The sequence below is a fragment of the Pseudomonas sp. SZ57 genome (genome assembly GCF_009495975.1).
GTDB classification, from domain to species: domain Bacteria; phylum Pseudomonadota; class Gammaproteobacteria; order Pseudomonadales; family Pseudomonadaceae; genus Aquipseudomonas; species Aquipseudomonas syringae.
On the sequence record NZ_WIBD01000012.1, the window covers coordinates 67,930 to 92,132 of the forward strand.

The window sequence follows — 24,203 nt, forward strand, 5'->3', positions numbered from 1 at the left end:
GATTCAGCGCGCGTCGACCGGACGCGCGGTGCGGCTGCGAACCACGCCAATGACCATCGGCACCAGCGAAAGCAGGATGATTGCCAGCACCAGAAAGGTCAGGTTGTGCTTGATGAATGGCACGTTGCCGAAGAAGAAGCCCAGTGTCACCAGGCTGCCGACCCACAGCACCGAGCCCAGCACGCTGAAGCCCACGAAGCGCGGATATGACATCCTGCCGACACCCGCGACGAAGGGCGCAAAGGTGCGGATGATCGGCAGGAAGCGCGCCAGTGTGACGGTCTTGCCGCCGTGGCGTGCGTAGAAATCCTGAGTGCGCAGCAGGTAGTCGCGGCGAAAGATTCGCGATGACGATTTGCTGAACAGTTTTTCGCCAACCGTGCGGCCAATCACGTAGTTGGTGCTGTCGCCCAAGATCGCTGCGAGCATCAACAAACCGGCCAGCAGGACCGGGTCCATGCCGCCACCGGCAGCCACGGCGCCGGCGATGAACAGCAGCGAGTCACCCGGCAGGAAGGGCATGATCACCAGTCCGGTCTCGCAGAAAATCACCAGAAACAGGATCGCGTAGACCCATGTGCCGTAGTTGGTCACCAACAGGTCAAGGTAAACGTCGAGATGCAGAATAAGGTCGAGCGGGTTGAATTCCATTAAGGCACCTGAGGCGAGAACCCTGTCCGGGGTCGCATGCGGAAGAAACGACTGCGCGGCATTATAGAAGCAGAATGCGCAGAAGGGGCTTTGGAATAGGCTGCGGGGTTGAATGGGGTGTGAGCGGTACAGCCTTGAGGAGGGAAGAGCAGGCCGCAATGTTCATCCGGGCTTATGCCATACGCCGGGATGATTACGCGAATATGCCCGGCGGCTGTGAACGGCATAAGCCAGTGTGGTGCCTAGGCTGTGTACGAAAAGTGGCTGCGCTCGGTGATGCTTCGTTAAAAACAGGCTCGGATGCGAGTCCAGTCGGAATGCTCATTTACAACACGTAGAGTCGAACGCGACCCCGGCCGTTCCTCGCCTGTTTTTGCCTTGCCTGACCTTCGCTCGCCGACTTTTCGTACAGAGCCTAGTGTGGCGCGGCAGGGCCGTCGAGCAGGAAGTTGCCGATGGGTTTGTCTGAATGATCGTCAGTGCCGTCTGATTCCAGAGTCTGCAGTTCCGCCTCGTCTTTCAGGTTGACCCCGGAAATCTGCCGCCTGCAGGCCTCGCGCATCAGGTACAGCAGCCGATGAGCGGCCATGCCGTAGCTCAAGCCTTCCAAGCGAACATTGGAAATACAGTTGCGGTGCGCATCGTTCAGCCCGACCTTCGGCGCGTAGGTGAAGTACAGGCCCAGACTGTCCGGGGAGCTGAGACCGGGGCGCTCGCCGATCAGAATGACCACCATCTTCGCACCGAGCAGTTCGCCGACCTCATCGGCCACGGCCACGCGGCCCTGTTCGACCATGAGCACTGGCGAAAGCGACCAGCCCTCGGCGCTGGCCTGTTCTTCCAGGCGAATGAGGAAAGGCACCGCATGCCGATGCACCGCCAGGGCGGACAGACCGTCGGCGACCACTACCGCCAGATCGAGGCCGCCCGGATGAGCCGCAGCGTAGTCGCGCAACGTCTGCGCTGATTCATCATTCAGGCGACGGCCCAGGTCCGGGCGCTGCAGGTAACTGTCCCGGTCGGCCGCGGCGCTGTGCAGCAACAGGGTTTCACGGCCTTTTTCCGTCAGTTGCGCGCTGATCGTGGCATGGTCGAAGGCCAGATGCACTGCGTCGCGTGCCTGCGCATGGGCGGCTTGAAAGTCCAGCTGCGCAGAGGTCGGCAGGCTGGTACCGGTACGCCCCAGCGCAATGCGCGCAGGGGTCAGGCGGCGCAGTTCCAGCCAGGGATTGGCGGGGGCAGCGCTGTCTTGTAGTTCGTTCATCGGCTCGTCACTCATGCTAGATGCGCCAGCGCCTGACGGAAGGCTGGCGGCAGGCTGTCGCCGAAGCGCACACGGCCGTCGGCCTGGGTGAAGATGCCCATTTTCTCCAGCCAGGCTTCGTATTCCGGCGCAGGACGCAGGCCTAGGCTTTGCCTGGCGTACAGCGCGTCGTGGAACGAGGTGGTCTGGTAGTTGAGCATGATGTCGTCGGAGCCGGGGATGCCCATGATGAAGTTGATCCCCGCGACGCCCAGCAGGGTCAGCAGGGTGTCCATGTCGTCCTGATCGGCCTCTGCGTGGTTGGTGTAGCAGATGTCACAGCCCATCGGCACGCCCAGCAGCTTGCCGCAGAAGTGATCCTCCAGACCGGCACGGATGATCTGTTTGCCGTTGTACAGATACTCGGGGCCGATGAAGCCGACCACGGTGTTGACCAGAAACGGATTGAAATGCCGGGCGACGGCGTAGGCGCGGGTCTCGCAGGTCTGCTGGTCGACGCCATGATGCGCGTTGGCCGACAGCGCGCTGCCTTGCCCGGTCTCGAAATACATCAGGTTTTGCCCGAGGGTGCCGCGGTTCAGGCTCAGACCCGCCTCATAGCCTTCCTGCAACAGCTTGAGGCTGATGCCGAAGCTGGCGTTGGCGGCCTCAGTGCCGGTGATTGACTGAAACACCAGATCGACCGGCACGCCACGGTTGATCACCTCAATGGAGGTGGTGACGTGGGTCAGCACGCAGGACTGGGTCGGGATTTCATAGCGCTGGACAATGGCGTCGAGCATTTCCAGCAGGGCAACGATGGACGAAGTGCTGTCGGTGGCCGGGTTGATGCCGATCATGGCATCGCCATTGCCATACAGCAGACCGTCGAGCACGCTGGCGGCAATGCCGGACGGGTCGTCTGTGGGGTGATTGGGTTGCAGGCGTGTCGACAGCCGGCCGCGCAGGCCCATGGTGTTACGGAAGCGCGTCACTACACGGATTTTCTGCGCCACCAGCACCAGATCCTGCACGCGCATGATCTTTGAAACGGCAGCGGCCATTTCCGGGGTCAGGCCGGGTGCCAGCACGCGCAGACTGGTTTCGTCGGCCTTGTCGCTGAGCAGCCAGTCGCGAAAGCCGCCGACTGTCAGATGACTGACCGGGGCAAACGCCAGTTTGTCGTGGGTGTCGATGATCAGCCGGGTGACTTCGTCCTGTTCGTAAGGGATCAGGGCCTCTTCAAGAAAGTGCTTGAGCGGAATGTCCGCCAGCGCCATCTGCGCAGCGACTCGCTCGCCGTCATTCTGCGCCGCGACTTCGGCCAGATAATCACCGGAGCGCGCAGGACTGGCCTTGGCCATGACTTCTTTGAGGCTGTCGAAGCGGTACGTCTGCGCACCGACAGAATGGGAAAAGCTCGCCATACAGATTCTCCATGACGTCGCGCTGCTTGCGTCGGACGTAGTCTTTCGCTGAACCGGGTACGTCCCGGTTCAAACGACTGTGGGACGCGATGCAAGCAATTAATACTCCATCCTGACCGGGAGTGCGAGTTTGCAACTATGAGCGGAGGATTCAGAGCAAAGATGCATCACGCCAGGGCGGTGGGCCAGGGCGCGATGCACAGGGTTGGTGCGCGATGTTTTTGAGATGACTATCGCGCTGACACCGCGCCCTCAGGATCGGACGCAGAGCGTCCAGAAAGGCATTCCCACGCGGAGCATGGGAACGATGAACATCTTGAGACGACTATCGTGCCAATGCTCCGCGTTGGCATGCAGTTCGTGACGCTCTGCGTCACAAGCTCGCGCTGACACCGCGCCTTCAGGATCGGACGCAGAGCGTCCAGAAAGGCATTCCCACGCGGTGGATGGGAACGATGAACATCTTGAGACGACTATCGTGCCAATGCTCCGCGTTGGCATGCAGTTCGTGACGCTCTGCGTCACAAGCTCACGCTGACACCGCGCCTTCAGGATCGGACGCAGAGCGTCCAGAAAGGCATCCCCACGCAGTGCGCGGGGACGATCGTTGCGGTGCGGGTGCTAGAAGAAACCCAGCGGGTTGGTGTCGTAGCTCACCAGCAGGTTTTTGGTCTGCTGATAATGCTCAAGCGCGATTTTGTGGGTTTCGCGGCCGACGCCGGATTTCTTGTAGCCACCGAACGCGGCGTGTGCCGGGTACAGGTGGTAGCAGTTGGTCCACACGCGTCCGGCCTTGATCGCCCGGCCCACGCGGTAGGCGCGGTTGATGTCGCGGGTCCACAGACCTGCGCCCAGACCAAACTCGGTATCGTTGGCGATGGCCACGGCTTCGGCTTCGTCCTTGAAGGTCGTGACGCTGACCACAGGGCCGAAGATCTCTTCCTGGAACACGCGCATTTTGTTGTTGCCTTTGAGCAGCGTCGGCTGGATGTAGTAGCCGGTGGACAGGTTGCCCTCCAGCTTTTCCACTTTGCCGCCGGTCAACAGTTCGGCGCCTTCGCCCTTGGCGATGTCCAGGTACGAAAGAATCTTGTCGAATTGTTGCTCGGATGCCTGGGCGCCGACCATGGTGTCGGTGTCCAGCGGGTCGCCGCGCTTGATCTTCTCGACCTTGCGCAGCACCGCTTCCATGAACTGCGGATAGATCGACTCCTGCACCAGCGCGCGGGACGGGCAGGTGCAGACTTCCCCCTGATTGAAGAACGCCAGCACCAGGCCTTCAGCGGCCTTGTCGATGAACTCCGGCTCGGCGCTCATGATGTCTTCGAAGAAGATGTTCGGCGACTTGCCGCCCAGTTCCACGGTGGACGGGATGATGTTGTCCGCCGCCAGTTTCATGATGTGCGAGCCGACCGGTGTCGAGCCGGTGAAGGCAATCTTGGCGATGCGTTTGCTGCTGGCCAGCGCTTCACCCGCTTCGCGGCCATAACCCTGCACGATGTTCAGAACGCCGGGAGGCAGCAGGTCGCCGATCAGTTCGATCAGCACGCTGATGCCCAGCGGCGTCTGCTCGGCAGGTTTGAGCACGATGCAATTACCAGCAGCCAGCGCAGGGGCGAGTTTCCAGGCCGCCATCAGGATCGGGAAGTTCCACGGGATGATCTGCCCGACCACGCCCAGCGGCTCATGAATGTGATAGGCCACGGTATTGCCGTCGATTTCGGCGGCGCTGCCTTCCTGCGCACGCAGCACGCCAGCGAAGTAGCGGAAATGGTCGGCGGCCAGAGGGATATCGGCGTTGAGGGTTTCGCGGATTGCCTTGCCGTTGTCCCAGGTTTCGGTGATGGCCAGGACTTCCAGATTGGCTTCGATGCGATCGGCAATCTTCAGCAGGGCCAGCGAGCGGGCCTGCACCGAGGTCGAGCCCCAGGCTGCAGCGGCGGCGTGCGCAGCGTCGAGTGCCTTGTCGATGTCTTCGGCGGTGGAGCGCGGAAATTCTGCGATGGCCTTGCCAGTGACCGGCGAGGTGTTGGTGAAATACTGACCTTTGACCGGCGCGACGAACTCGCCGCCGATGTAGTTACCGTAGCGTTCCTTGAAGTTGACGATGGCGCCTTCGGTACCGGGATGAGCGTAACGCATGGTATGTCTCCTGGTTCTTGTTGTGAGGGAGTCTGAGTCGATTCTGCTTTCGGGTATCTGGCAATGAGCGTTCAAGAATAGGCCATTTGCATTCGGCCGTGGCTAGGACTTTAGGCTTATCTGCCGGGCATTGAAATGGCTTGCGCACGCAAGACGACGGACAAACTCAGGGTGCCATTTCACCGCCCCTACGTTAACCTGCGCAGATGTTCTGAGAGGTTGGTCATGCATATTCATATCCTTGGTATCTGCGGCACGTTCATGGGGTCTCTGGCGGTGCTCGCCAAAGAGTTGGGGCACCGGGTCACTGGCTCCGACGCCAATGTCTATCCACCGATGAGCACCCAGCTCCAGGCGCAGGGCATCGAGCTGACCCAAGGCTATGATCCCGTGCAACTGATCCCCGCGCCGGACCTGGTGGTAGTCGGCAACGCGCTGTCGCGTGGCAACCCGGCGGTTGAATATGTGCTCAACACAGGTTTGCCGTATGTGTCTGGCCCGCAGTGGCTGGCGGACCATGTGCTGCAAGGCCGCTGGGTACTGGCCGTGGCCGGCACACACGGCAAGACCACCACCAGCAGCATGCTGGCCTGGGTGCTGGAACACGCGGGCATGAGCCCCGGCTTCCTGATCGGAGGCATCCCGCAGAACTTCGCCGTGTCGGCGCGTCTGGGCGAGACCCCGTTCTTTGTGGTCGAGGCCGATGAGTACGACAGCGCGTTCTTCGACAAACGCTCCAAGTTCGTCCACTACCGTCCGCGGACAGCGATCCTCAACAATCTTGAGTTCGATCATGCCGACATCTTCCCCGACCTGCCGGCCATCGAACGTCAGTTTCACCATCTGGTGCGTACCATCCCCAGCGAAGGCCTGGTGATCCATCCGACTACCGAGCCGGCGCTGTCGCGGGTCATCGAGATGGGCTGCTGGACGCCGGTACAGACCACGGGCCAGAACGGTCAGTGGCAGGCACGACTGTTGAGCGAAGACGGCTCGCGCTTTGAAGTGCTGTTCGAAGGCGAGCTTCAAGGCTCCGTTGACTGGGACATGACCGGTCAGCACAACGTGGCCAACGCCTTGGCAACGCTGGCGGCCGCTCGCCATGTGGGCGTCGTGCCGTTGCTGGGCGTGCAGGCGCTCAGCGCGTTCAAGAGCGTCAAGCGGCGTATGGAAAAGGTCGCCGACGTGCGCGGTATCACTATTTATGATGACTTCGCTCACCACCCTACGGCCATCGCCACCACGCTGGACGGCCTGCGCAAAAAGGTCGGTGATGCATCGATCATTGCAGTCATCGAGCCGCGCTCCAACTCGATGAAGCTTGGCGCGCATCGCGACGGTCTGCGGGAAAGCGTGATTCAGGCGGATCAGGTGGTCTGGTATGCCCCGCCCAATCTGGGCTGGGACCTGGCGGCAACAGTCGCGGGAGGCACTGTGCCTGCATTGGTCTGTGATTCCCTTGAGGCAATCATCGCCCAGGTCAAAAGCCAGGCGCAGCCCGGTACGCACATCGTGATCATGAGCAACGGCGGCTTCGGCGGCCTGCATGGCAAGCTGGCGGAGGCGTTGCAATGAACGGCCCGGAGCGCGTCACCGTCGCGATGACTGGCGCTTCTGGCGCGCAATATGGCCTGCGCCTACTGGATTGTCTGGTGCGTGAGGACCGGGAAGTACATTTCCTGATCTCCAAGGCCGCGCAATTGGTGATGGCCACCGAGACCGACGTGCGCCTGCCGCCCAAGGCGATGATGATGCAGGCGTTTCTGACGGAGTACACCGGTGCGTCTGCCGGTCAGATTCGCGTCTATGGTCGCGATGACTGGATGTCGCCAGTGGCCTCCGGCTCCGGTGCGCCCAGCGCGATGGTGGTGGTGCCGTGTTCCACCGGTTCGCTGTCGGCGATCGCCACCGGGGCCTGCAACAATTTGATCGAGCGCGCCGCTGACGTGACGCTGAAGGAGCGCCGCCAATTGATTCTGGTGCCGCGCGAGGCGCCGTACTCCAGCATTCATCTGGAACACATGCTCAAGCTGTCGAACATGGGCGCAGTGATTTTGCCGGCGTCTCCCGGCTTTTATCACCAGCCGCAGACCATCGACGACCTGGTGGACTTTATCGTCGCGCGGATCCTCAACCTGCTGAATATTCCTCAGGACATGTTGCCGCGCTGGGGCGAGCACCATATTGGCGGCGATGAATAAGCTGCTGATGGTAGCGCTTGCGCTGGCGCTGACCGGCTGCGCGACGGCACGCACGCTCAATGCGGCCAAACCGGGCGCGCCGGTGGTGTATGCCGGTACGCGCTTGAATATGTACGCGCTGCAAGGTGGTTGCTGTGCCGCCGACCGATTCGGCGCAGAAGCTCCCAGCTACCCGGGCCTGGACCTGCCGGGCAGTGCGCTGCTCGACACCCTGCTGCTGCCACTGTCATTGCTGACGGCAGCGGGGCTAGGGGTTCAGGCTACGGGCGGGCTTTAGTGTGACGCAGATCATTCCCACCGCGTGGGAATGCATTTCGTGACGCTCCGCGTCACAGCTACATGCTGTATCGGGCTGGACAGAAATCTTGGTGGGAGTGAGCTTGCTCACGAAGACTTTGGTCCAAACGCTATATTTCCGGGGGCTGCACCGGCCTCTTCGCGAGCAAGCTCGCTCCCACGAAGACTGTGTATTACGCTGAGCGCGGAGCATGGCGGCGATGATCTTGGCTGTGCTCCGGCGATCATCACCTACTTGCCCAGCTTGCGCAGCTCATCCGATTCGACGATTCGTTCGCCGTTCTGCTCTTCCAGCGCCAGTCGCCACAGGGCGCGGGCCAGGTGGCAGGCTTCGATGGCGCCGTATTTGCCGGGGATCAGTTTGGCGATGGGCGCCGCCAGTTGCTCGACCCAGCGGGTTTCAGGACGGCTGCCCACCAGCAGGGAAGGGCGGGCGATGGTCAGTTGCGGCCAGCCTTGCGCACGAAGCGCCAGTTCCATTTCGCCTTTGACACGGTTGTAGAAGGTGCTGGACGCCGGGTCTGCGCCGACTGCGCTGATCACCAGCAAGTGGCGAGCACCGAGTTCGCGGGCCCGGCTGGCGAACGCTGTGACCATGTCCAGATCAACCGCCTTGAAGGCGTCCTGCGAGCCCGCTTGTTTGATCGTGGTACCCAGGCAGCAGAATGCGATGTCCACCCGGCCAGACAGCGTTGGCAGCAGCGTCGCCAGTTCGCCGACCGGGTTCTCCAGATGCGAGTGCTCGGCCAGCGGCTTGCGGGTCGGCGCCAATACGCGGCTGACGGTCGGCTCGCTGAGCAGCCTGTCCAGCAAATGCTCGCCTGTAAGGCCCGTGGCTCCTGCGAGCAGGATGTGTTGCGGCGTCAGGTACATATCGTTCTCCTTGATACGGCTAAGCCTAGCGGCTACTCGAAGTCTTCGCTTCCGTGCGGTTCAACGCCGTGCTCAACGCGCGTTCGGCCTGGCTCTTGCGCAACTGCTGCCAGCGCGCCAGGACTCCTTTGGGTGCCCATATCTGCGGTTCGGAGGCTTCGAAGTTGTCTTCGGTCTCACGTTGCGCAACATAGGCCTTCGCTTCGTTGAAAGCGTGTTGCAGGTCATCGGTTTCGACCAATGCCCTGGCAAATAGTGCATCGCCAAAATAAGTGAAGTCCGCTTCTTCCGAGCAGCCGAACGAGACGCGGTCGGCGCGCGAGGCGGTCATGATCAGCGTGCGTTCATCTTTCAGGTCGGGAATGAACCCGCCGGAATAACAGGCTGAAATCACCACGACCTTGTCACGGTTCTTCAGTGGCGCGAGGGCTGCGGCCAGGGCGTCGGCGGGCAGGTCTGCCAGCGACAGGCGCGGCTGGTCGAGCACCAGTTCATGATCCTGAGTGCCGTGGCTGGTCAGGTAAATGAACACCAGGTCTTCCGGGCCGGTGCGCTGGGCGAGTGTCTGCACCGCGCGGGTGATGGTCTCACGCGTCGCCATCGGCCGGTCATCCATGTGATCGCGATGATTGACCAGGCTGACTTGTCCGACGGCACCAAAACGCGACTTGAGCAGATTGCTCACGTAGTCCGCCTCGCGCATGAACACGCTCTGCTTGCCGTCGCCACCCACGACCAGCGTGTACAGCTCGGTGGCCGGTGTCGACGCGGGCACTGCCGCCAGTGCCTTGTCCAGCAGCGAACCCTGGACCAGCAGCCCGGCTTCAAGTGGGTCCGGCAGCAATTTGCCTTTGGCATCACGGATTCGCTCGCCGTTGGCCCAGATGCCGCGCTGCTCTTTGCCGTCGGCGGAAATCAGCACGCCGTCGCCGTGGTAGGTGTCATCGGCGAACTGGCCGATGTAGCGGCTGCCATCGGCCAGGAGCAACTGGCCTTGACCCATGAAGCGCCAGTTGTCGAAATCACCCTGATAGCGGCTGCCGTCAGAGCCGATCAACTCGCCTTTGCCTGTCAGCGCGCCTTCTTTGAACTCGCCGCTCCAGACGTCGCCGTCGCTGTTTTCGTAGCGACCCTTGCCGTCCAGCTGGCTGTTGCGGAAATTGCCGACGTACTGATCGCCGTCGGTGCTGGTAAAGCTGCCGGTGCCCTGCAACTGACCGTCGATGAAGTTGCCGCTGTATTGGTTGCCACTGGCGTCACTGCGCGAACCCTCACCATTGGCCTTGCCATTGGCGAACATGCCCTGATGCTGGCTGCCGTCTTCCAGTTCCAGGCGACCGGGGCCGTCGTACACGCCGGCCTTGAACTGGCCACGGTAAAGCACACCCTTATCTTTCTGGGTGCCTTCGCCGTCACGCATGCCAAGTTTGAAGCTGCCGACATAGCTCGCGCCAGCGCGGGTGGTCAGTCGGCCCTGGCCATTGAACAGACCTTGCTCGAAGCCGCCCTTGTAGACGTCGCCGGTACTGGAGTGCCATTCGCCCTGGCCTTGCCGCAGGCCGTTTTCGAACTGACCTGCGTACCAACTGCCGTTGGGGTAATCGATGCGCCCCTGGCCCTGCAGGACGCCGTTGACCAGATCGCCCCGGTAGCGTCCGCCGTCGGGCAGGCGACCGTCGGGTGGCAAAATTGATTCGCCATCACCGCAGCCTGCGATCAAGAGTGTCAAAGCCAATGGAGCGAGCGCGCGCATGTGAGATCCCGGAAGAATGATTCAGGGGCGAGCCCGGCTCCGCTTGAGCAGATGTTATGGGTCACGACCGCAGGGGAGTATGCCGCAGCGAGTCAACGGGATGAAACAGTCTGTTACGACTGTTTCATGTTTTAAACGCTTTACACGAAACACAACGTTAAAGGTTCGGCCACAAAAGCGGGTTTTTCCTGACCTTCTATCTCCAGCGTGGCCGTTGCCTTGAGCAACCACTGGCCGGGTTTCTTCTCGCTCACGTCGGTCAATTGGACCTTGAGACGTACTCGCGAGTTGACCGTCACCGGTTGAACGAAGCGCACACTGTCCATCCCGTAATTGACCGCCATCTTCAAGCCTTCGGGCAGTACCATGATGCCTTCCATGAGCTGGGGGATCAGCGACAACGACAGAAAGCCGTGTGCGATGGTCGCGCCGAACGGCGTCTGCGCCGCCTTGACCGGGTCGACATGGATGAACTGGAAATCCCCTGTGGCGTCGGCGAACAGATTGATACGCTGCTGGTCGATGGTCAGCCAGTCTGAATAGCCTGCGTCCTTGCCGATGTACTGCTTGAGTTCTGTGACGGGTACAGAAGGCATGCTGCTCTCCTTGTCTGATGAGGCGGTATCGCCCGCATAGCTCATGCCTGCGGGCGAATATCAGATCAGCAGAGGCTGGCTGGCCGGTCAAGCAACTGCGCCGGTGCGAATACCCACTCATGACCTCTGGCGCAGCGTGTTTATAATGACGCCGATCGTTCGCCGGGTTCGTTTATCTGCTGGAGTCCTCATGCTGTTAAGGGGTTTGACATGGCTGGTGCTGTTCCAATTGCTGGGGACCGCGCTCAACCATCTGTTTCTGTCGATTTTGCCGGGGCCGATCATCGGCCTTGTGCTGCTTATGGCGTATTTGATGTGGCGCGGTGAAGTCAGCGAGCCGATCAGCATGGCGGCCAGCAGTCTGCTGCGCTATCTGCCGTTGCTGCTGGTGCCGCCTGCGGTCGGGGTGATGGTGTACGCGTCGGCCATCGCCGAGGACTTCTGGGCGATCTTCGGCACGCTGACCCTGTCGCTGATGATTTCCATGGTCTTTGTCGGCTGGCTGATGCAGACACTGATCAGGCGTCAAGCTCAGCGCCGGGAGTTGCCATGAATCTTGACTGGCACGGTGCATGGTTGTCGGTGATTCACCACCCGCTTTTCGGCATCGCGATAACCCTGGGCGCCTATCAACTGGCGATGGCGGCCTACGAAAGAACCCGCTGGCTGTTCCTGCAGCCCGTGCTGGTCTCGATGGTGGTGGTGATCGGGATTGTGCTGTTCTGCGACCTTGAATACACCGAGTACCGCAAAAGCACCGAGATTCTGGGCACGCTGCTGGGGCCTGCAACCGTCGCGCTGGCGGTCCCGCTCTACTTGAATATGCGGCGCATTCGTCAGTTGTTCTGGCCGGTCTTGACTACGCTGGTAGTCGGCGGGGTGTTTGCCACCGGCTTGTGCGTGGGGTTCGGGGTGCTGTTCGGTGCCGACCACATGATTCTGATGACCATGGCACCCAAATCAGTGACATCGCCCATCGCCATGCTGGTCGCCGAGCAGATCGGCGGGGTTGCCGCACTGGCGGCAGTTTTTGTGTTGATTACTGGTGTATTCGGTGCAATTTTCGGCCCCGGTCTGTTGTCACTGATCGGGGTGGATAATCCTGCTGCCCGAGGCATGGCGCTGGGGCTTACCGCGCATGCGGTAGGCACATCCGTGGCATTGCAGGAGGGGGAAGAATCGGGGGCTTTTGCTGCGTTGGCAATGAGTCTGATGGGCGTTGCAACGGCATTGTTCCTGCCGCTGGCAATGTCGCTGGCCATTTAAAAGGAGGCTTTTCTATGACGCTGCCATTGTTTCCGCTGAACGCTGTGCTGTTTCCGGGGTGCGTGCTTGATCTGCAGCTGTTTGAAGCCCGTTACCTGGACATGATCGGCCGCTGCATGAAGCAGGGGGAAGGGTTCGGTGTGGTGTGTATCACCGAGGGAAGTGAAATCGGCTCAGTGCCGGGCGGCTACTCGATGATCGGCTGCGAAGCGCTGGTTACCGATTTTCAGCAGCAGGAGAACGGCTTGCTGGGCATTCGTGTCGTCGGCGGGCGTCGCTTCCGGGTTGTCGCCGCTGAGGTTCAGCGCGATCAACTGCTGGTGGCTGACGTCGAGTGGCTGGATGAGCCCGTGGAGCGCCCGCTGCAGGAGGAAGACGCCGATCTCGTGGCCCTGCTCGAAGCGCTGGCCGAGCACCCGATGGTGGCTTCCCTGAACATGGGCGTGTCAGCCGGTGGGCAATACGCGTTGTCCAACCAGCTTGCCTATCTGCTGCCGTTCACCGAAAAAGACAAAGTGGAGCTGCTGGAAATCGACGATCCCGAAGAGCGCCTCGACGCGATTCAGGAATTGCTCGATGAAATGCAGGGCGATCTGCAGGCCTGAACCTCGCTCGAGCTGTCCATTGCGCAACACTTCAGGCGGGCTTAGCGTGGTGGATACTGCTCCAGAATTTTCGCCACGGTGGTGCGCATGGCCTGATCGCGTTCGGACGGGCTGCCGGCGTTGTCGTTGAGGATGCGCTCGGTGCTGCCACGCCAGACCAGTTTGCCGTCCTTGCCGTCGAACATATCGATCTGCACGGTGCCGACCTTGTAGTCGACGCTGCGGGTTTCGGTGTTCATCGGCCCGTTCCAGTAGCCATAACCACCCCAGGGGCTCCAGCCGCCGCCGTAGTTGGTGCTGACCGTCTGCTGACGGTTTTCGACAATCAGCCAGGCCTGCACTTTCAAATCCGGCCGGGCGCCAGTTGCGGCCATGCGCAATCCACGCTGATCCAGCTGCTCGCCGATCGACTGGCGAAGGCGTTGCTCGGTCAGGTCGCTCTTGAGCCGTGGATCATTGTCGGGCTGATACTGAACGGCGGGCTCTTTCCAGCTCCAGCTGCGATAGCCGCCGAAATCCCGCTGGGCATCGAAGTCGCGATTGATCGAGTTGCTCTGACAGGCCGTCAGCAGCACGGCACAGGTCAGCAGAACGATACGGCGAAACATGGCAGTTCTCCGAAAGGGTTACGAAGGCGGGTAGGCCGCCAGAGCCTGTTGCACGGCCTGACGCAACGCACTGCTGCGGTCAGCCAGATTATTGCTGGCGCGCGCATCGGCGCTGGCGCTCCATACTGGCTGGCCGCTGCGCGCGTCGATCAGGTTGATCTGCACCACCATGACCTTTTCCTGATAGGTGCGCACCACCGGCACACTGGCGTAGCCGCCATAACCGGGCCCGTAGCCATCGTAGCGGCCATAGCCCATGCCGCCCCCATAGTAGGGATCGTAATCTTCACGCACCTGACGCAGTCGGGTTTCCTGCCGGGTCGTGGTCGTGACGTACAGGTCTGCCGGCTGATTGCCGCGAGCCGGTCGCAAGCCACGCTGGTCCAGGCCGTTGCTCACGGCTTCGACCACCTGCGCCGAATCCACCCACGCCGTTCCGGGCGGCAGCTGGCCGTTGAGCCAGCCCCAGGATCGATAACGCCCATAGTCACGCGGCGGCGCAGGATAGGCGCTCATGTCCAGCGTCTTTGCCGCCTGCGCAGGAGCGGGCGGCATGGGCAGAGAGCTGGCGACATACGGGTTGTCGCTCTGGCAGGCGCTGATCCCGAACAGACTGGTCCCCAGCAGCACGGCAAACAAGGCAGAACGGTGTTTCATGGTGGGCTCCGCAGTGATGTCAGACCGGACGGCACATCCAGTGAAGGTATCGACCCAGCCCGGCAAAGGCTGGATGACGCCGGTGCGCCAGTTCCATTTCCAGCAGATCCGTCAGCTCGGCCCGAGCCTGGAATTCAACCGGCATGTAATCGTGAAATACCCGCACCCCGCTACGGGTTTCGACTTGCCACAGGCCTTCAAGTTGCGTCGCCAGCTCCCGAGGGTCGAGCGGTTGCTGGGGTGTCAGGCTCTGTTTTTCCCCGGCCATGTCATTTTTGCGCATCTTGCGGAAGTGGCCCTTCAGCAGGTTGCGATAGATCAAGGCATCGCGGTTGTAAAACGCCAGCGACAACCAGCCATCGTCCTTGGTCAACTGGCGCAGCACCGGGAGGATGCTGTGCGGCTCGGCCAGCCACTCCAGCACCGCGTGGCACAGCACCAGATCATAAGTGTCGCTCAGTAAATCGGGCAGCGCCTGCCACGGAGCCTGAATGAAGGTTGCCGTCTGTCCGGCATCGGCGAAGCGCTGACGTGCGCCTTCGAGCATCGGCTCGGCGGGTTCGGCCAAGGTCACCTGATGACCCTGTTCGGCCAGCCATAGTGACATGTGGCCCAGCCCGGCGCCGATATCCAGTACACGAAGCGGTCGTGCGGGCAGGGTCTCGGTCAGGTCGGCCTGCAGCACCGCCAGACGAATGGCTCCCTTGGCACCGCCATAGATCTTTTCCGCAAAGCGGGTCGCCAGCTGGTCGAAATGCCGATCACTCACTTGGCAAATCTCCGCTCGCTGTCAGCCAGCTTGTTACGCACCACCGTGTCCATGTCCAGCCCCAGTTCGCTGCACAGCAGCAACAGGTAGAGGACGATGTCGCCGACTTCCTGGCCGGCGTGCTCCAACTGGTCGGCAGGCAGCTCGCGGGACTGGTCTTCGCGCAGCCACTGGAATATTTCCACCAGCTCGGCCATCTCCACACTGGCAGCCATGGCCAGGTTTTTCGGGCTATGGAATTGCTTCCAGTCGTTCTGGTCGCGGATGCGGTGCAGGCGTTGGGTCAACTCGTCGAGGTTCATCGTGCTCTCCTGAAGACGCATAGCTTCAGGGGGAACGGGTCGCCAGGCAAGTGGGCGTTGAGGTTTGTTCAGCCGTCGATGGGAGCAGGGCTCCCGTCAGAGGTGTTCATCCCGGCTGTGCGTCACTCGCTGACAGGCTGCCAGCTACCGACCATATGCACGATGCCCTCCTGGCCTTCGACACGGAACTGGCCCTGCGAGCCAGCGGCACTGGCCGACAGCGTCACGTCGGCAGGCAGGCGTACAGGCTTCTGGAACTGCACGCTGATCTCGACATTCGAGGCCGGCAAATGCTCGCCCAGCGCCGCGAGCGCACGGGCCTTGAGCCACATGCCGTGGGCAATGGCGCGAGGGAAACCGAACAGCCTGGCGCTGGGGGCGCTGAGGTGAATCGGGTTGTAGTCGCCCGACACCTTGGCGTACTCGCGGCCTATCTGCGCCGTCGCCCGCCAGCCTTGCAGCTCGCTGAGCGGCAGCGGCGCGGCTTCGGGATAGCTCACCGGGCTGTCTTCCAGGTGCACGGCGGTGCACAGCAGGGTGCTTTCTTCCTCCCACAACAGCCCCATGCCGTCTTCGGCCTGAGTGACCAGGGTGAACGTTGCACCCTTGGCGTGCGGGCGCAGATCAGTAGCCTGAACACTGATGTACAACTGGCTCACCCCGCCCAGTGGACGATGCGTACGGGTGCGATTGGCGAGGTGAATCAGCCCCAGCAGAGGAAACGGAAAGTCTTCGGAGGTCATCAATTGCATTTGCAGCGGAAACGCCAGCACATGCGGATAGGTCGGAGGCAGCAGGCTGCTTTCTTCGAAGCCGCAGACCTTGCGGTATGCCTCGAGCTTATCGGTATCGACCGCGATCCAGCTGCGCAAGCCCAGATCGGGTAGCTGCATCCCGGTGACCTTGCGCCTGAGCGCAGCCTGGATGAACAGGTTGGACAGGGGCTGCAGGGAATTGAGGTAGCGCCAGTGAGCCGTCATCATCCATCTCCTTGAATTCGATGCGGGTGCTTAAGCCCCGATCACGTTTTGACCACATACACGTAAGACCTGACCGCTCACCGCGCCGCTGCCCGGCTGGCTGAACCACGCCACTGCTTCGGCAACGTCCTGTGGCGAGCCGCCCTGACCCAGCGAACTCATGCGCCGCCCGGCTTCACGCAGGGTGAACGGCATGTGCGCGGTCATTTTGGTTTCGATGAAGCCCGGCGCGACGGCGTTGATGCTGATGCCGCGTGACTTGAGCCCGGGGGCCATGGCCCGTGCAAAACCGATCAGACCGGCCTTGCTGGTGGTGTAGTTGGTTTGCCCGCGATTACCGGCGATACCGCTGATCGAGGCCATGAGCACGATCCGCGCGTTATCCTTCAGGGCTCCCGCATCGAGCAGTACTTGAGTCAGCACTTGCGGCGCATTGAGGTTGACCGCCAGTACCGAGTCCCAGAAATCTTCCGGCATGTTGACCAGCGTCTTGTCACGCGTGATGCCGGCGTTGTGCACCAGTATGTCGACGCCATCGGGCAGGTGTTCGAGCAACTGTGCCGGGGCATCCGCCGCGCAGATATCCAGTGCCAGAGCCTGACCGCCAAGCCGCGAGGCCAGGGCTTCCAGCTCGTTTTTGGTCTGCGGTACATCCAGCAGGATGACCTGCGCGCCATCACGGGTCAGGGTTTCGGCGATTGACGCACCAATGCCGCGTGCCGCGCCCGTCACTACTGCCTTGCGTCCGGCCAGCGGGCGGGTCCAGTCCTGCACCTTGCTCGGGCAGGCACTCAGGTGGACGAACTGGCCGGAGATGAACGCAGCCTTGGGGGTGAGGAAGAAGCGCAGTGCGCCCTCCAGTTGATCCTGCGCGTCGTCATCCACTTGCAGCAACTTGACCGTGGCGCCATTGCGCACTTCCTTGGCCAGTGAGCGGCTGAAGCCGACGATGGCCTGTTGAGTACTGGCCGCCAGCGGATCAGCGAGTGATTCTGGGGATTTACCGAGGATCACGACATGCGCGCAGTGATCGAGATTGCGCAGCAGCGGCTGAAAGAAGTCCCGCAACTGCCTGAGCTGCTCGGTGCGCAGGATCTGGCTGGCGTCGAAAACCACCGCTTTCAGGCGCGGGCCCTGGTTGGACACCCACGTGGTGGCGCCGGGCATGTCGCTGCCGAAGCTGTACAGCGAGTCGGTCAGACGGCTGGCGAACTGGCGCACCTGATCGCCCAGCGGTCCTGCGCTGATCAGCAAGGTCCCTTCGACGGGTCGCAAACGTCCGGCCTGCCAGCGCTCCAGGTGAGTGGGGGCGGGCAGACCGACGGCCTTCACCAGGCGCCGACCCATGTCGGAGTTGGCGAAATCAATATAGCGATCTGACGGCATGGAACACTCTCCTGAAGTCGGGGTTCAAAGGAATGGACCACGGTGGCATGACGTTTGTTCTTGCGATCGACACGGCTCATTCATTCGCTTGAAGAAAGGGAGTTTTCCATGACGCATCCTCGTCGGGTCGCCATCGTCGGCGGTAACCGCATTCCGTTCGCACGCTCCAATGGCCCTTATGCCACGGCCAGCAATCAGGACATGCTCACGGCTGCTCTGGAAGGGCTGATCGAGCGCTTCAATCTGCACGGGCTGCGCATGGGCGAGGTGGTGACGGGCGCGGTGCTCAAACACTCCAGAGACTTCAACCTGACCCGCGAATGCGTGCTCGGCTCGCGGCTCTCGGCACAGACCCCGGCCTACGACATTCAGCAAGCGTGCGGTACGGGGCTGGAAGCGGCGTTGCTGGTGGCCAACAAGATCGCTCTGGGGCAGATCGAGTGCGGCATTGCCGGCGGCGTGGACACCACGTCCGATGCGCCGATCGGCGTCAACGAGGGGCTGCGCAAGATCCTGCTGCAGGTAAACCGCAGCAAGACGCCCGGTGACAAGCTCAAGGCCCTGATGCAGTTGCGTCCGCACCACCTCAAACCGGAGCTGCCGCGTAACGGCGAGCCACGCACGCGCTTGTCGATGGGCCAGCATTGCGAGCTGATGGCGCAGACCTGGGGCATAGAGCGCGGGCCGCAGGATCAACTGGCGCTCGAGAGCCATCTGAAAATGGCGGCAGCCTACGCCGAGGGCTGGCAGGATGATCTGATGACGCCGTATCTGGGGCTGATCCGTGACAACAACCTGCGTCCGGACCTGACGCTTGAAAAGCTGGCCAGCCTCAAGCCCGCGTTCGAGCGCAGCGCCAAGGGCACCTTGTCGGCGGGCAATTCGACACCGCTGACCGATGGCGCGTCGGTGGTGTTGCTGGCCAGCGAGGAATGGGCTCGCGAGCGGGGCCTGCCGGTGCTGGCCTATTGGCGCGACGGCGAGGCCGCAGCGGTGGATTTCGTCAACGGTGCAGAAGGGCTGCTGATGGCGCCGGTCTACGCCGTTCCGCGTCTGCTGGCCCGCAATGGCCTGACCCTTCAGGACTTCGATTACTATGAAATCCACGAAGCCTTCGCCGCGCAGGTGCTGTGCACCCTCAAGGCCTGGGAAGACGCCGACTACTGCAAGACCCGTCTGGGCCTGGACGCGCCGCTGGGGTCGATTGATCGTAGCAAACTGAACGTCAAGGGCAGCTCACTGGCTGCCGGTCACCCGTTTGCGGCGACCGGAGGCCGCATCGTCGCCAACCTGGCCAAGCTGCTGGACGCGGCAGGCAGCGGACGTGGATTGATTTCCATCTGTGCCGCAGGCGGCCAGGGCGTGACGGCAATTCTGGAGCGTTAGGCAAATGCTGGGGTCATGGGCATAATCCACAACTGACTACGCAGAGCATGGGCACGATCGCGGTCTGCCTGACGACTATCGTTCCTCGCGCTCCAGCGTGGGAATGCATGTCGTGACGCTCTGCGTCACGCCCGTACGCGGGATGATCAATCAGCATTATTGGCCTGTAACGTCGAGGTAAGGCATGGGGTTCATCATTGGCGTATCGGTACTTCTGATTCTGATCGGCACCGTGTTCTATCTGTTCGACAAAGGCGCGCGGACTCGCTGGCTGAGGCCCTATATCGGGCTGATGCTGATCGGTTTGCTGATCGGCGGGATGGGTTTGCTGGTGGGGCTGGTCTCCAATGAAATAGAGGTTTATTTCCTGCTGGTGGCCAAATGGGTCATCGCGGTGACCGGTATCATGTTCTGCCTGCGACTGATCGTAATGATCGCCAAGCGCTTCATCGCCAGAAATTGAGCGTGCAATCCGCCCATGTGTGACAGGACAACGTGGAAAATCACTTCAAGTTTCTGACCCTGCCCAAGACCTCGGGCGAGGTCGCCAACGTCTTCATTCACGGCTATTCGTCAGGGCATGATCTGGATGACCGACGCCTGTTGGCCAACAGCATCCCCGGCGCCTTGCGCCAGAGTGTGAACATTCTGGCGTTCTGGCCATCCAGCCATTTCACCCAGATGGACAACCGTTCCCGTGGCCTGCTGATGGCGGCTGCCCGTGTGCACCCGCTCGCGGGTGCGGCGGCGCTGGCGGGAGACCGTGTCGTTCACTTTGCGCGTATCCGCAACCGTGCCCGCGACATGGGCAAGGTGCTGTTGGCGCAACTGGATCGCTACCTGTTCGAGCATCATCCCGACGTCAAGCAAGTCAACCTGATCGGCCACTCACTGGGCGGCCGGCTGCTGGTCAGCGCGCTCAAGGAGCTGCAGCAGCCACCTGAACACGGGCTGGTGGTGGGCGATGTACTGCTGATGGCCGCTGCCGTGCGCATTGATGCCGCCGAGGCCGAGCTGCTCAAGCAGAGAATCAGCGGACGGCTGATCAATGCGTATTCCACGGAAGATCATGTGCTGTTGCTGAATCTGGGCGAGAAGAGCCTGGGGCGCACGCCGGTCGAGCACTTTGAGAACGTGCGCATGCAGGGTTATCGCCATCACCATTACTGGCAGCGCTTGCAGGAAGTATTGATCGCCACCCGTTTCAGTGGCTGTGAAGGGCTGGAAACCGGCGTTACGGTGCTACCGACAATGACCCGCGACCCGGTCCTGCAGGACGTCTGGCTGCACAGCGTTCTGGCCCGTTCGCCGGACTACGTGCTGGAGGCGGCCATCAAGCATTTGCGCAGCAGCCGCTGGACGCGCCTCAAGGCCACTGAAGCGGACCGCACTTACGCCTTCGTGCGCGAATTCCAGCTGGTCGCCGGGCATTTTCTGATCAATGCCGCCCGGCGTCGTGGCGTGCCCTACACGCGAGTGCTGGGCATGCTGGCGCGGCAATACGGTCTGGGCGATGCGCTGCACCAGTGCGCGACGGTGGTCGAAGTGGAAGAACTGCTGCTCAGAACGTTCTTTCGCCATGCGTTCAACAGCGCGCACCCGCTGGTGCAGATGCCGCGCGCCAGTGTCCGCGCGATGAGCTGGGACATCTATGCCGCGCATGTCGATGCACTGGCCGAGCGCCTGACCGTGGCGGCATTTTTCAAGACCGCGCAGCCCGACGAGGCGCCCGGCGCGGTCAAGGGCTTGCTGGGTGCAATTCGCCAGGCCCCGGTGCAACGCTTGCTGACGCACTTCGGCACCGCGCTGCGGCCGGGTTATTCCGCACTGATCCCCACCGTGGCGATCGTCTTCTATGCGCGCGTCACGCTGGATGATGACGCGCTGATGTAAGCCGTATTCACGCGGCTTGAGCTTCTTCCAGCGCGGCGGCCGAAAGCTGCTGGCGATGGCGACTGGCGTAGCTCTCGGCGATGATCGAGCACACGATCAGCTGCATCGGATGGTAGATCATGATCGGCAACAGAATCAGGCCAAGCCCAGGATTGCTGCCGAAAATCAGTGCAGCCATCGGCGCACCCGCAGCGAGGGACTTCTTGGTGGCGCAGAACACCGCCGCGACCTTGTCGGCATGATCGAACTTGAGCACCAGCGCCGTGCGGGTCGTCATCAACAGGATCACCGCCAGCAGCAGCGCGGTGCCGACGAACGCCGTCAGGATCACGCTGTTGCCCTGGCTTTGCCACATGCCGGAGATCATCGAGTTGCAGAACGCCGCATACACCAGCAGCAGAATCACCAGCTTGTCGATCAGGTTGGTGTATTTCTTGTGACGGGCGAAGAACTTGCCCAGCAACGGCCGCATTAGCTGGCCAAGCACCAGTGGCAGCAGGAGCATGGCGCACAGGTCGAGCAGCGTATCGCCCAGATCGATCCCGCCAGCGCCGGTGCCGACCACCAGGCTGACCAGCCACGGAGTGATGAAAATCCCGATGACACTGGACATGCTGGCGTTGAGAATCGCTGCCGGGACATTGCCGCCTGCGCTGCCGGTCAGCGCCACCGAGGAGGAAATGGTCGAGGGCAGGGCACACAGGTAAAGGAAGCCCAGCATCAGCAGCGCCGGCACCTGTGAGCCCAGCAGCTTGTTGCACGCCAGCCAGATCAGCGGGAACACCACGAACGTGAAAACCTGGATCATCACGTGCAGGCGCCAGTTGGTCAGGCCTTTCTTGATCTGCTCGCTGGACAGGTTCACGCCATGCAGAAAGAACACCACGAACACGCCGACCTTGATGACGTATTCAGCGTGCATGTTGCCGCCGGTAGCGCCGAAACGCGGAAAGAAGTAGGCGAGCACCGTCGCCAGAACCATGCCCCAGAGGAACCAGTCGGTGGCGACGCGTTTGAAGTGTTTGAGTGATTGCATGCGGGGCCCGTAGAACTTTTGTAAACAGAGATGCGTGCAGGCTACTCTGTTGCTCCATAGCCGTCTTGCGACATAAGGCCATAAGATGCCGAGTAACGGACAGATCAATCAGCAGCAGCCCACGGGCGAACGGCGGATACCGGAATTGTCCGGCCTGCCGCGCCCGCTGTATGCCCGTGCCGAAAGCCTCAGCGCCGGTTCGTGGACGCCGCCCCATTGCCACGACTGGGTGCAGTTTTCCTATGCGATCAGCGGGGTTCTGGGTGTGCATACCGCCGAGGGCAGTTTCTTTGCGCCGCCGCAGTGGGGCGTCTGGGTGCCTGCCGGGCTTGAGCATGAGGTCGTGACCTCCATGCGTGCCGAAATGCGCAGCCTGTACATTCGCACGGCAGATTCGCGGTGGGCACCGCCGCGCTGCCGGGTGCTTGAAGTCACGCCACTGGCCCGCGAGCTGATCAAGAGCTTCTGCCTATTGCCCGTGGATTATCCCGAGCAGGACAGTCATGAGGCGCGGCTGGTGCAGGTCCTGCTGGATCAGCTGGCGCAACTGCCCGAAGTCGGCTTTTCACTGCCGTTGCCGCGTCATCCGCGTTTGCTGGGGCTGTGCAACGAGTTGATCGAGGAGCCGGGTAGGTTGATCACTCTGCATGACTGGGCTGCCCGTCTCGGGACCTCCGAGAAAACCCTGATGCGAATGTTTCAGCGCGAAACCGGATTGAGCTTTCGCGGCTGGCGGCAGCGGGCACGGCTGCTGTCTTCGCTGTCTGCACTGGAAGAGGGCGCTAGTGTGACGCATACCGCGCTGGCCTGCGGTTATGACTCGACGTCGGCGTTCATCGCCGCGTTCAAGGGTTTGTTCGGCCATACCCCCGGTGACTTGTTCAAGTAAGGCCTGGATGCCTTGTGCACTAACGAGTGCATCCAGCGCTGTTTTTTCTGTTTTTACATGTTTTGTCCCGGAATATCTTTCACCGGCTGTACGGCACGAAAGGTGCTTTAAACCGGGGGATTGCGTGGTTTTTTCTTAAAAAACCTTTCAATCCACAGGGGGTTACCCCTACTCGCTGGCGGAGGATTGCCGTATAACGGCAACAATCGCGTATCTGGCAACAAAGGACCCACAATAAAAGCTGATGAAAACTCCTAAACGCATTGAACCCCTGATCGAAGACGGTCTGGTCGACGAGGTGCTGCGCCCGCTCATGAGTGGTAAAGAGGCAGCTGTTTATGTGGTGCGTTGCGGCAATGAGCTGCGGTGTGCCAAGGTTTACAAGGAGGCTAACAAACGCAGTTTCCGTCAGGCGGCCGAGTATCAGGAAGGTCGCAAGGTACGCAACAGTCGTCAGGCCCGCGCCATGGCCAAGGGCTCGAAGTTCGGGCGCAAGGAAACCGAAGACGCCTGGCAGAATGCCGAAGTGGCTGCGCTGTTTCGTCTGGCTGGCGCAGGTGTCCGTGTACCCAAGCCGTACGACTTCCTGGAAGGCGTGCTGCTCATGGAACTGGTGGCTGACGAGTATGGCGATGCAGCGCCGCGTCTGAACGACGTCGTGCTGGAGCCGGATCAGGCGCGCGAGTATCACGCGTTCCTGATCGAGCAGATCGTGCTGATGCTGTGTGCCGGTCTGGTGCACGGTGACCTGTCCGAGTTCAACGTGCTGCTGGCGCCTTCCGGTCCGGTCATCATCGACTTGCCGCAAGCGGTCGATGCCGCGGGCAACAACCACGCGTTCAGCATGCTGGAGCGCGACGTCGGCAACATGGCGCTGTACTTCGGCCGCTTCGCGCCGGAGCTCAGAAAAACCAAGTACGCCAAGGAAATGTGGTCGTATTACGAAGCAGGCACCTTGTCGCCTACCACGGTGCTGACCGGTGAATTCGATGAGCCGGAGGACGAAGCCGATGTAGGCGGCGTACTGCGCGAAATCGAAGCCGCCCGCCTCGACGAAGCCCGCCGCCAGGCAGCTCGCGCGGCAGACGACGCGCCGCCGAGCAAATCCACCGAAGAACCCCCACCGCCGTGGATGCAGTAAGGCCCTTTCGCGAGCAAGCTCGCTCCCACAGTGAGTGCGTGTGGCAGGCGCTCCGCCGAGTGATGCAGTAAGCAAGACCACTGTGGGAGCGAGCTCGCTCGC

25 protein-coding genes are annotated in these 24,203 nt (G+C 61.8%); 11 read left to right on the top strand and 14 right to left on the bottom strand.

All coding sequences use genetic code 11. The features are described 5' to 3' along the window. Positions 1 to 3 precede the first annotated feature (3 nt). From GE543_RS13755 to GE543_RS13780, 4 genes are all read right to left on the bottom strand, one after another. Positions 4 to 651: a DedA family protein gene (locus GE543_RS13755; RefSeq protein WP_103689939.1), complete on the bottom strand. Its 648-nt coding sequence runs from the start codon at positions 649 to 651 to the stop codon at positions 4 to 6. A gap of 415 nt (positions 652 to 1,066) precedes the next feature. After that, positions 1,067 to 1,930, bottom strand: coding sequence for an ethanolamine ammonia-lyase subunit EutC (gene eutC, locus GE543_RS13760; protein WP_153221655.1), 864 nt, complete (start codon positions 1,928 to 1,930; stop codon positions 1,067 to 1,069). After that, a complete protein-coding gene (locus GE543_RS13765; RefSeq protein ID WP_153221656.1) occupies positions 1,927 to 3,321 on the bottom strand; it encodes an ethanolamine ammonia-lyase subunit EutB in 1,395 nt (464 codons plus the stop codon). Before GE543_RS13765 ends, eutC begins: the two co-directional genes overlap by 4 nt. A 621-nt stretch (positions 3,322 to 3,942) precedes the next feature. Beyond that, on the bottom strand, positions 3,943 to 5,463 hold the full coding sequence (locus GE543_RS13780) for an aldehyde dehydrogenase family protein (RefSeq protein WP_004409542.1): 1,521 nt from the start codon (positions 5,461 to 5,463) through the stop codon (positions 3,943 to 3,945). 225 nt (positions 5,464 to 5,688) lie between these two features. Between GE543_RS13780 and mpl the strand changes: the two genes are divergently transcribed. Genes mpl through GE543_RS13795 form a run of 3 tightly spaced genes read left to right on the top strand, consistent with a single transcriptional unit; the run spans position 5,689 to position 7,941 of the window. Further along, positions 5,689 to 7,038 carry a UDP-N-acetylmuramate:L-alanyl-gamma-D-glutamyl-meso-diaminopimelate ligase gene (gene mpl / locus GE543_RS13785; protein ID WP_004409543.1) on the top strand — a complete coding sequence of 450 codons (1,350 nt, stop codon included), beginning with the start codon at positions 5,689 to 5,691 and terminating at the stop codon, positions 7,036 to 7,038. Next, on the top strand, positions 7,035 to 7,664 hold the full coding sequence (gene ubiX, locus GE543_RS13790; RefSeq protein ID WP_004409544.1) for a flavin prenyltransferase UbiX: 630 nt from the start codon (positions 7,035 to 7,037) through the stop codon (positions 7,662 to 7,664). Before mpl ends, ubiX begins: the two co-directional genes overlap by 4 nt. After that, complete coding sequence (locus GE543_RS13795) at positions 7,657 to 7,941, top strand: YceK/YidQ family lipoprotein (protein ID WP_032697789.1); 285 nt, start codon at positions 7,657 to 7,659, stop codon at positions 7,939 to 7,941. The genes ubiX and GE543_RS13795 overlap by 8 nt, the downstream gene beginning before the upstream one ends. A gap of 251 nt (positions 7,942 to 8,192) precedes the next feature. On the opposite strand, the gene GE543_RS13800 is transcribed toward GE543_RS13795, so the two are convergent. The 3 genes from GE543_RS13800 to GE543_RS13810 form a co-directional block, all read right to left on the bottom strand. Next, positions 8,193 to 8,834, bottom strand: a complete 642-nt coding sequence (locus tag GE543_RS13800) for an NAD(P)H-binding protein (protein ID WP_100072765.1) — start codon at positions 8,832 to 8,834, stop codon at positions 8,193 to 8,195. Positions 8,835 to 8,859: 25 nt separating this feature from the next. Next, positions 8,860 to 10,587 carry a C13 family peptidase gene (locus GE543_RS13805; RefSeq protein WP_100072764.1) on the bottom strand — a complete coding sequence of 576 codons (1,728 nt, stop codon included), beginning with the start codon at positions 10,585 to 10,587 and terminating at the stop codon, positions 8,860 to 8,862. A 140-nt stretch (positions 10,588 to 10,727) separates the two neighbouring features. Further along, positions 10,728 to 11,183, bottom strand: a complete 456-nt coding sequence (locus GE543_RS13810; protein ID WP_046237106.1) for a MaoC family dehydratase — start codon at positions 11,181 to 11,183, stop codon at positions 10,728 to 10,730. 190 nt (positions 11,184 to 11,373) lie between these two features. Between GE543_RS13810 and GE543_RS13815 the strand changes: the two genes are divergently transcribed. From GE543_RS13815 to GE543_RS13825, 3 genes are read left to right on the top strand one after another with little or no spacing between them, the layout of a single operon-like run. Beyond that, positions 11,374 to 11,736, top strand: coding sequence for a CidA/LrgA family protein (locus GE543_RS13815; protein ID WP_003318668.1), 363 nt, complete (start codon positions 11,374 to 11,376; stop codon positions 11,734 to 11,736). Continuing rightward, positions 11,733 to 12,449 (top strand): LrgB family protein, encoded by a 717-nt coding sequence (locus GE543_RS13820; RefSeq protein ID WP_100072762.1) that lies wholly within the window; start codon positions 11,733 to 11,735, stop codon positions 12,447 to 12,449. The genes GE543_RS13815 and GE543_RS13820 overlap by 4 nt, the downstream gene beginning before the upstream one ends. A gap of 14 nt (positions 12,450 to 12,463) precedes the next feature. After that, positions 12,464 to 13,054 carry an LON peptidase substrate-binding domain-containing protein gene (locus tag GE543_RS13825; RefSeq protein ID WP_003414590.1) on the top strand — a complete coding sequence of 197 codons (591 nt, stop codon included), beginning with the start codon at positions 12,464 to 12,466 and terminating at the stop codon, positions 13,052 to 13,054. Positions 13,055 to 13,095: 41 nt separating this feature from the next. On the opposite strand, the gene GE543_RS13830 is transcribed toward GE543_RS13825, so the two are convergent. From GE543_RS13830 to GE543_RS13855, 6 genes are all read right to left on the bottom strand, one after another. Further along, entirely contained in the window at positions 13,096 to 13,662 is a 567-nt protein-coding gene (locus GE543_RS13830; protein WP_003414593.1) for a DUF4136 domain-containing protein, read from the bottom strand. 18 nt (positions 13,663 to 13,680) lie between these two features. Next, on the bottom strand, positions 13,681 to 14,319 hold the full coding sequence (locus tag GE543_RS13835; protein ID WP_153221657.1) for a DUF4136 domain-containing protein: 639 nt from the start codon (positions 14,317 to 14,319) through the stop codon (positions 13,681 to 13,683). Between the two features lie 19 nt (positions 14,320 to 14,338). Then, positions 14,339 to 15,088: a methyltransferase domain-containing protein gene (locus tag GE543_RS13840; RefSeq protein WP_003318664.1), complete on the bottom strand. Its 750-nt coding sequence runs from the start codon at positions 15,086 to 15,088 to the stop codon at positions 14,339 to 14,341. Continuing rightward, positions 15,085 to 15,390: a MazG-like family protein gene (locus GE543_RS13845; RefSeq protein WP_003318663.1), complete on the bottom strand. Its 306-nt coding sequence runs from the start codon at positions 15,388 to 15,390 to the stop codon at positions 15,085 to 15,087. The genes GE543_RS13840 and GE543_RS13845 overlap by 4 nt, the downstream gene beginning before the upstream one ends. A gap of 122 nt (positions 15,391 to 15,512) precedes the next feature. Further along, positions 15,513 to 16,370, bottom strand: coding sequence for a MaoC/PaaZ C-terminal domain-containing protein (locus tag GE543_RS13850; protein ID WP_032702584.1), 858 nt, complete (start codon positions 16,368 to 16,370; stop codon positions 15,513 to 15,515). A 30-nt stretch (positions 16,371 to 16,400) separates the two neighbouring features. After that, positions 16,401 to 17,756, bottom strand: a complete 1,356-nt coding sequence (locus GE543_RS13855) for a 3-oxoacyl-ACP reductase (protein WP_153221658.1) — start codon at positions 17,754 to 17,756, stop codon at positions 16,401 to 16,403. 108 nt (positions 17,757 to 17,864) lie between these two features. On the opposite strand from GE543_RS13855, the gene GE543_RS13860 reads away from it, so the two are divergent. The 3 genes from GE543_RS13860 to GE543_RS13875 all read left to right on the top strand — a co-directional run bounded on the left by GE543_RS13860 (position 17,865) and on the right by GE543_RS13875 (position 21,035). After that, a complete protein-coding gene (locus tag GE543_RS13860; protein ID WP_003393440.1) occupies positions 17,865 to 19,142 on the top strand; it encodes an acetyl-CoA C-acetyltransferase in 1,278 nt (425 codons plus the stop codon). A gap of 184 nt (positions 19,143 to 19,326) precedes the next feature. Beyond that, the gene (locus tag GE543_RS13870) at positions 19,327 to 19,605 is read left to right on the top strand and encodes a hypothetical protein (RefSeq protein WP_153221659.1); all 279 of its coding nucleotides are present in this window, start codon (positions 19,327 to 19,329) and stop codon (positions 19,603 to 19,605) included. Between the two features lie 32 nt (positions 19,606 to 19,637). Then, positions 19,638 to 21,035 carry a DUF726 domain-containing protein gene (locus GE543_RS13875; RefSeq protein WP_371927167.1) on the top strand — a complete coding sequence of 466 codons (1,398 nt, stop codon included), beginning with the start codon at positions 19,638 to 19,640 and terminating at the stop codon, positions 21,033 to 21,035. A 7-nt stretch (positions 21,036 to 21,042) separates the two neighbouring features. Here GE543_RS13875 and GE543_RS13880 read toward each other — a convergent pair whose 3' ends face one another. After that, positions 21,043 to 22,071: a bile acid:sodium symporter family protein gene (locus GE543_RS13880; RefSeq protein ID WP_153221660.1), complete on the bottom strand. Its 1,029-nt coding sequence runs from the start codon at positions 22,069 to 22,071 to the stop codon at positions 21,043 to 21,045. Positions 22,072 to 22,156: 85 nt separating this feature from the next. On the opposite strand from GE543_RS13880, the gene GE543_RS13885 reads away from it, so the two are divergent. Both GE543_RS13885 and GE543_RS13890 read left to right on the top strand, forming a co-directional pair. Beyond that, positions 22,157 to 22,960: a helix-turn-helix transcriptional regulator gene (locus GE543_RS13885; protein ID WP_046237115.1), complete on the top strand. Its 804-nt coding sequence runs from the start codon at positions 22,157 to 22,159 to the stop codon at positions 22,958 to 22,960. 244 nt (positions 22,961 to 23,204) lie between these two features. Next, positions 23,205 to 24,101, top strand: coding sequence for a PA4780 family RIO1-like protein kinase (locus GE543_RS13890; RefSeq protein ID WP_003414611.1), 897 nt, complete (start codon positions 23,205 to 23,207; stop codon positions 24,099 to 24,101). Positions 24,102 to 24,203 lie beyond the last annotated feature (102 nt).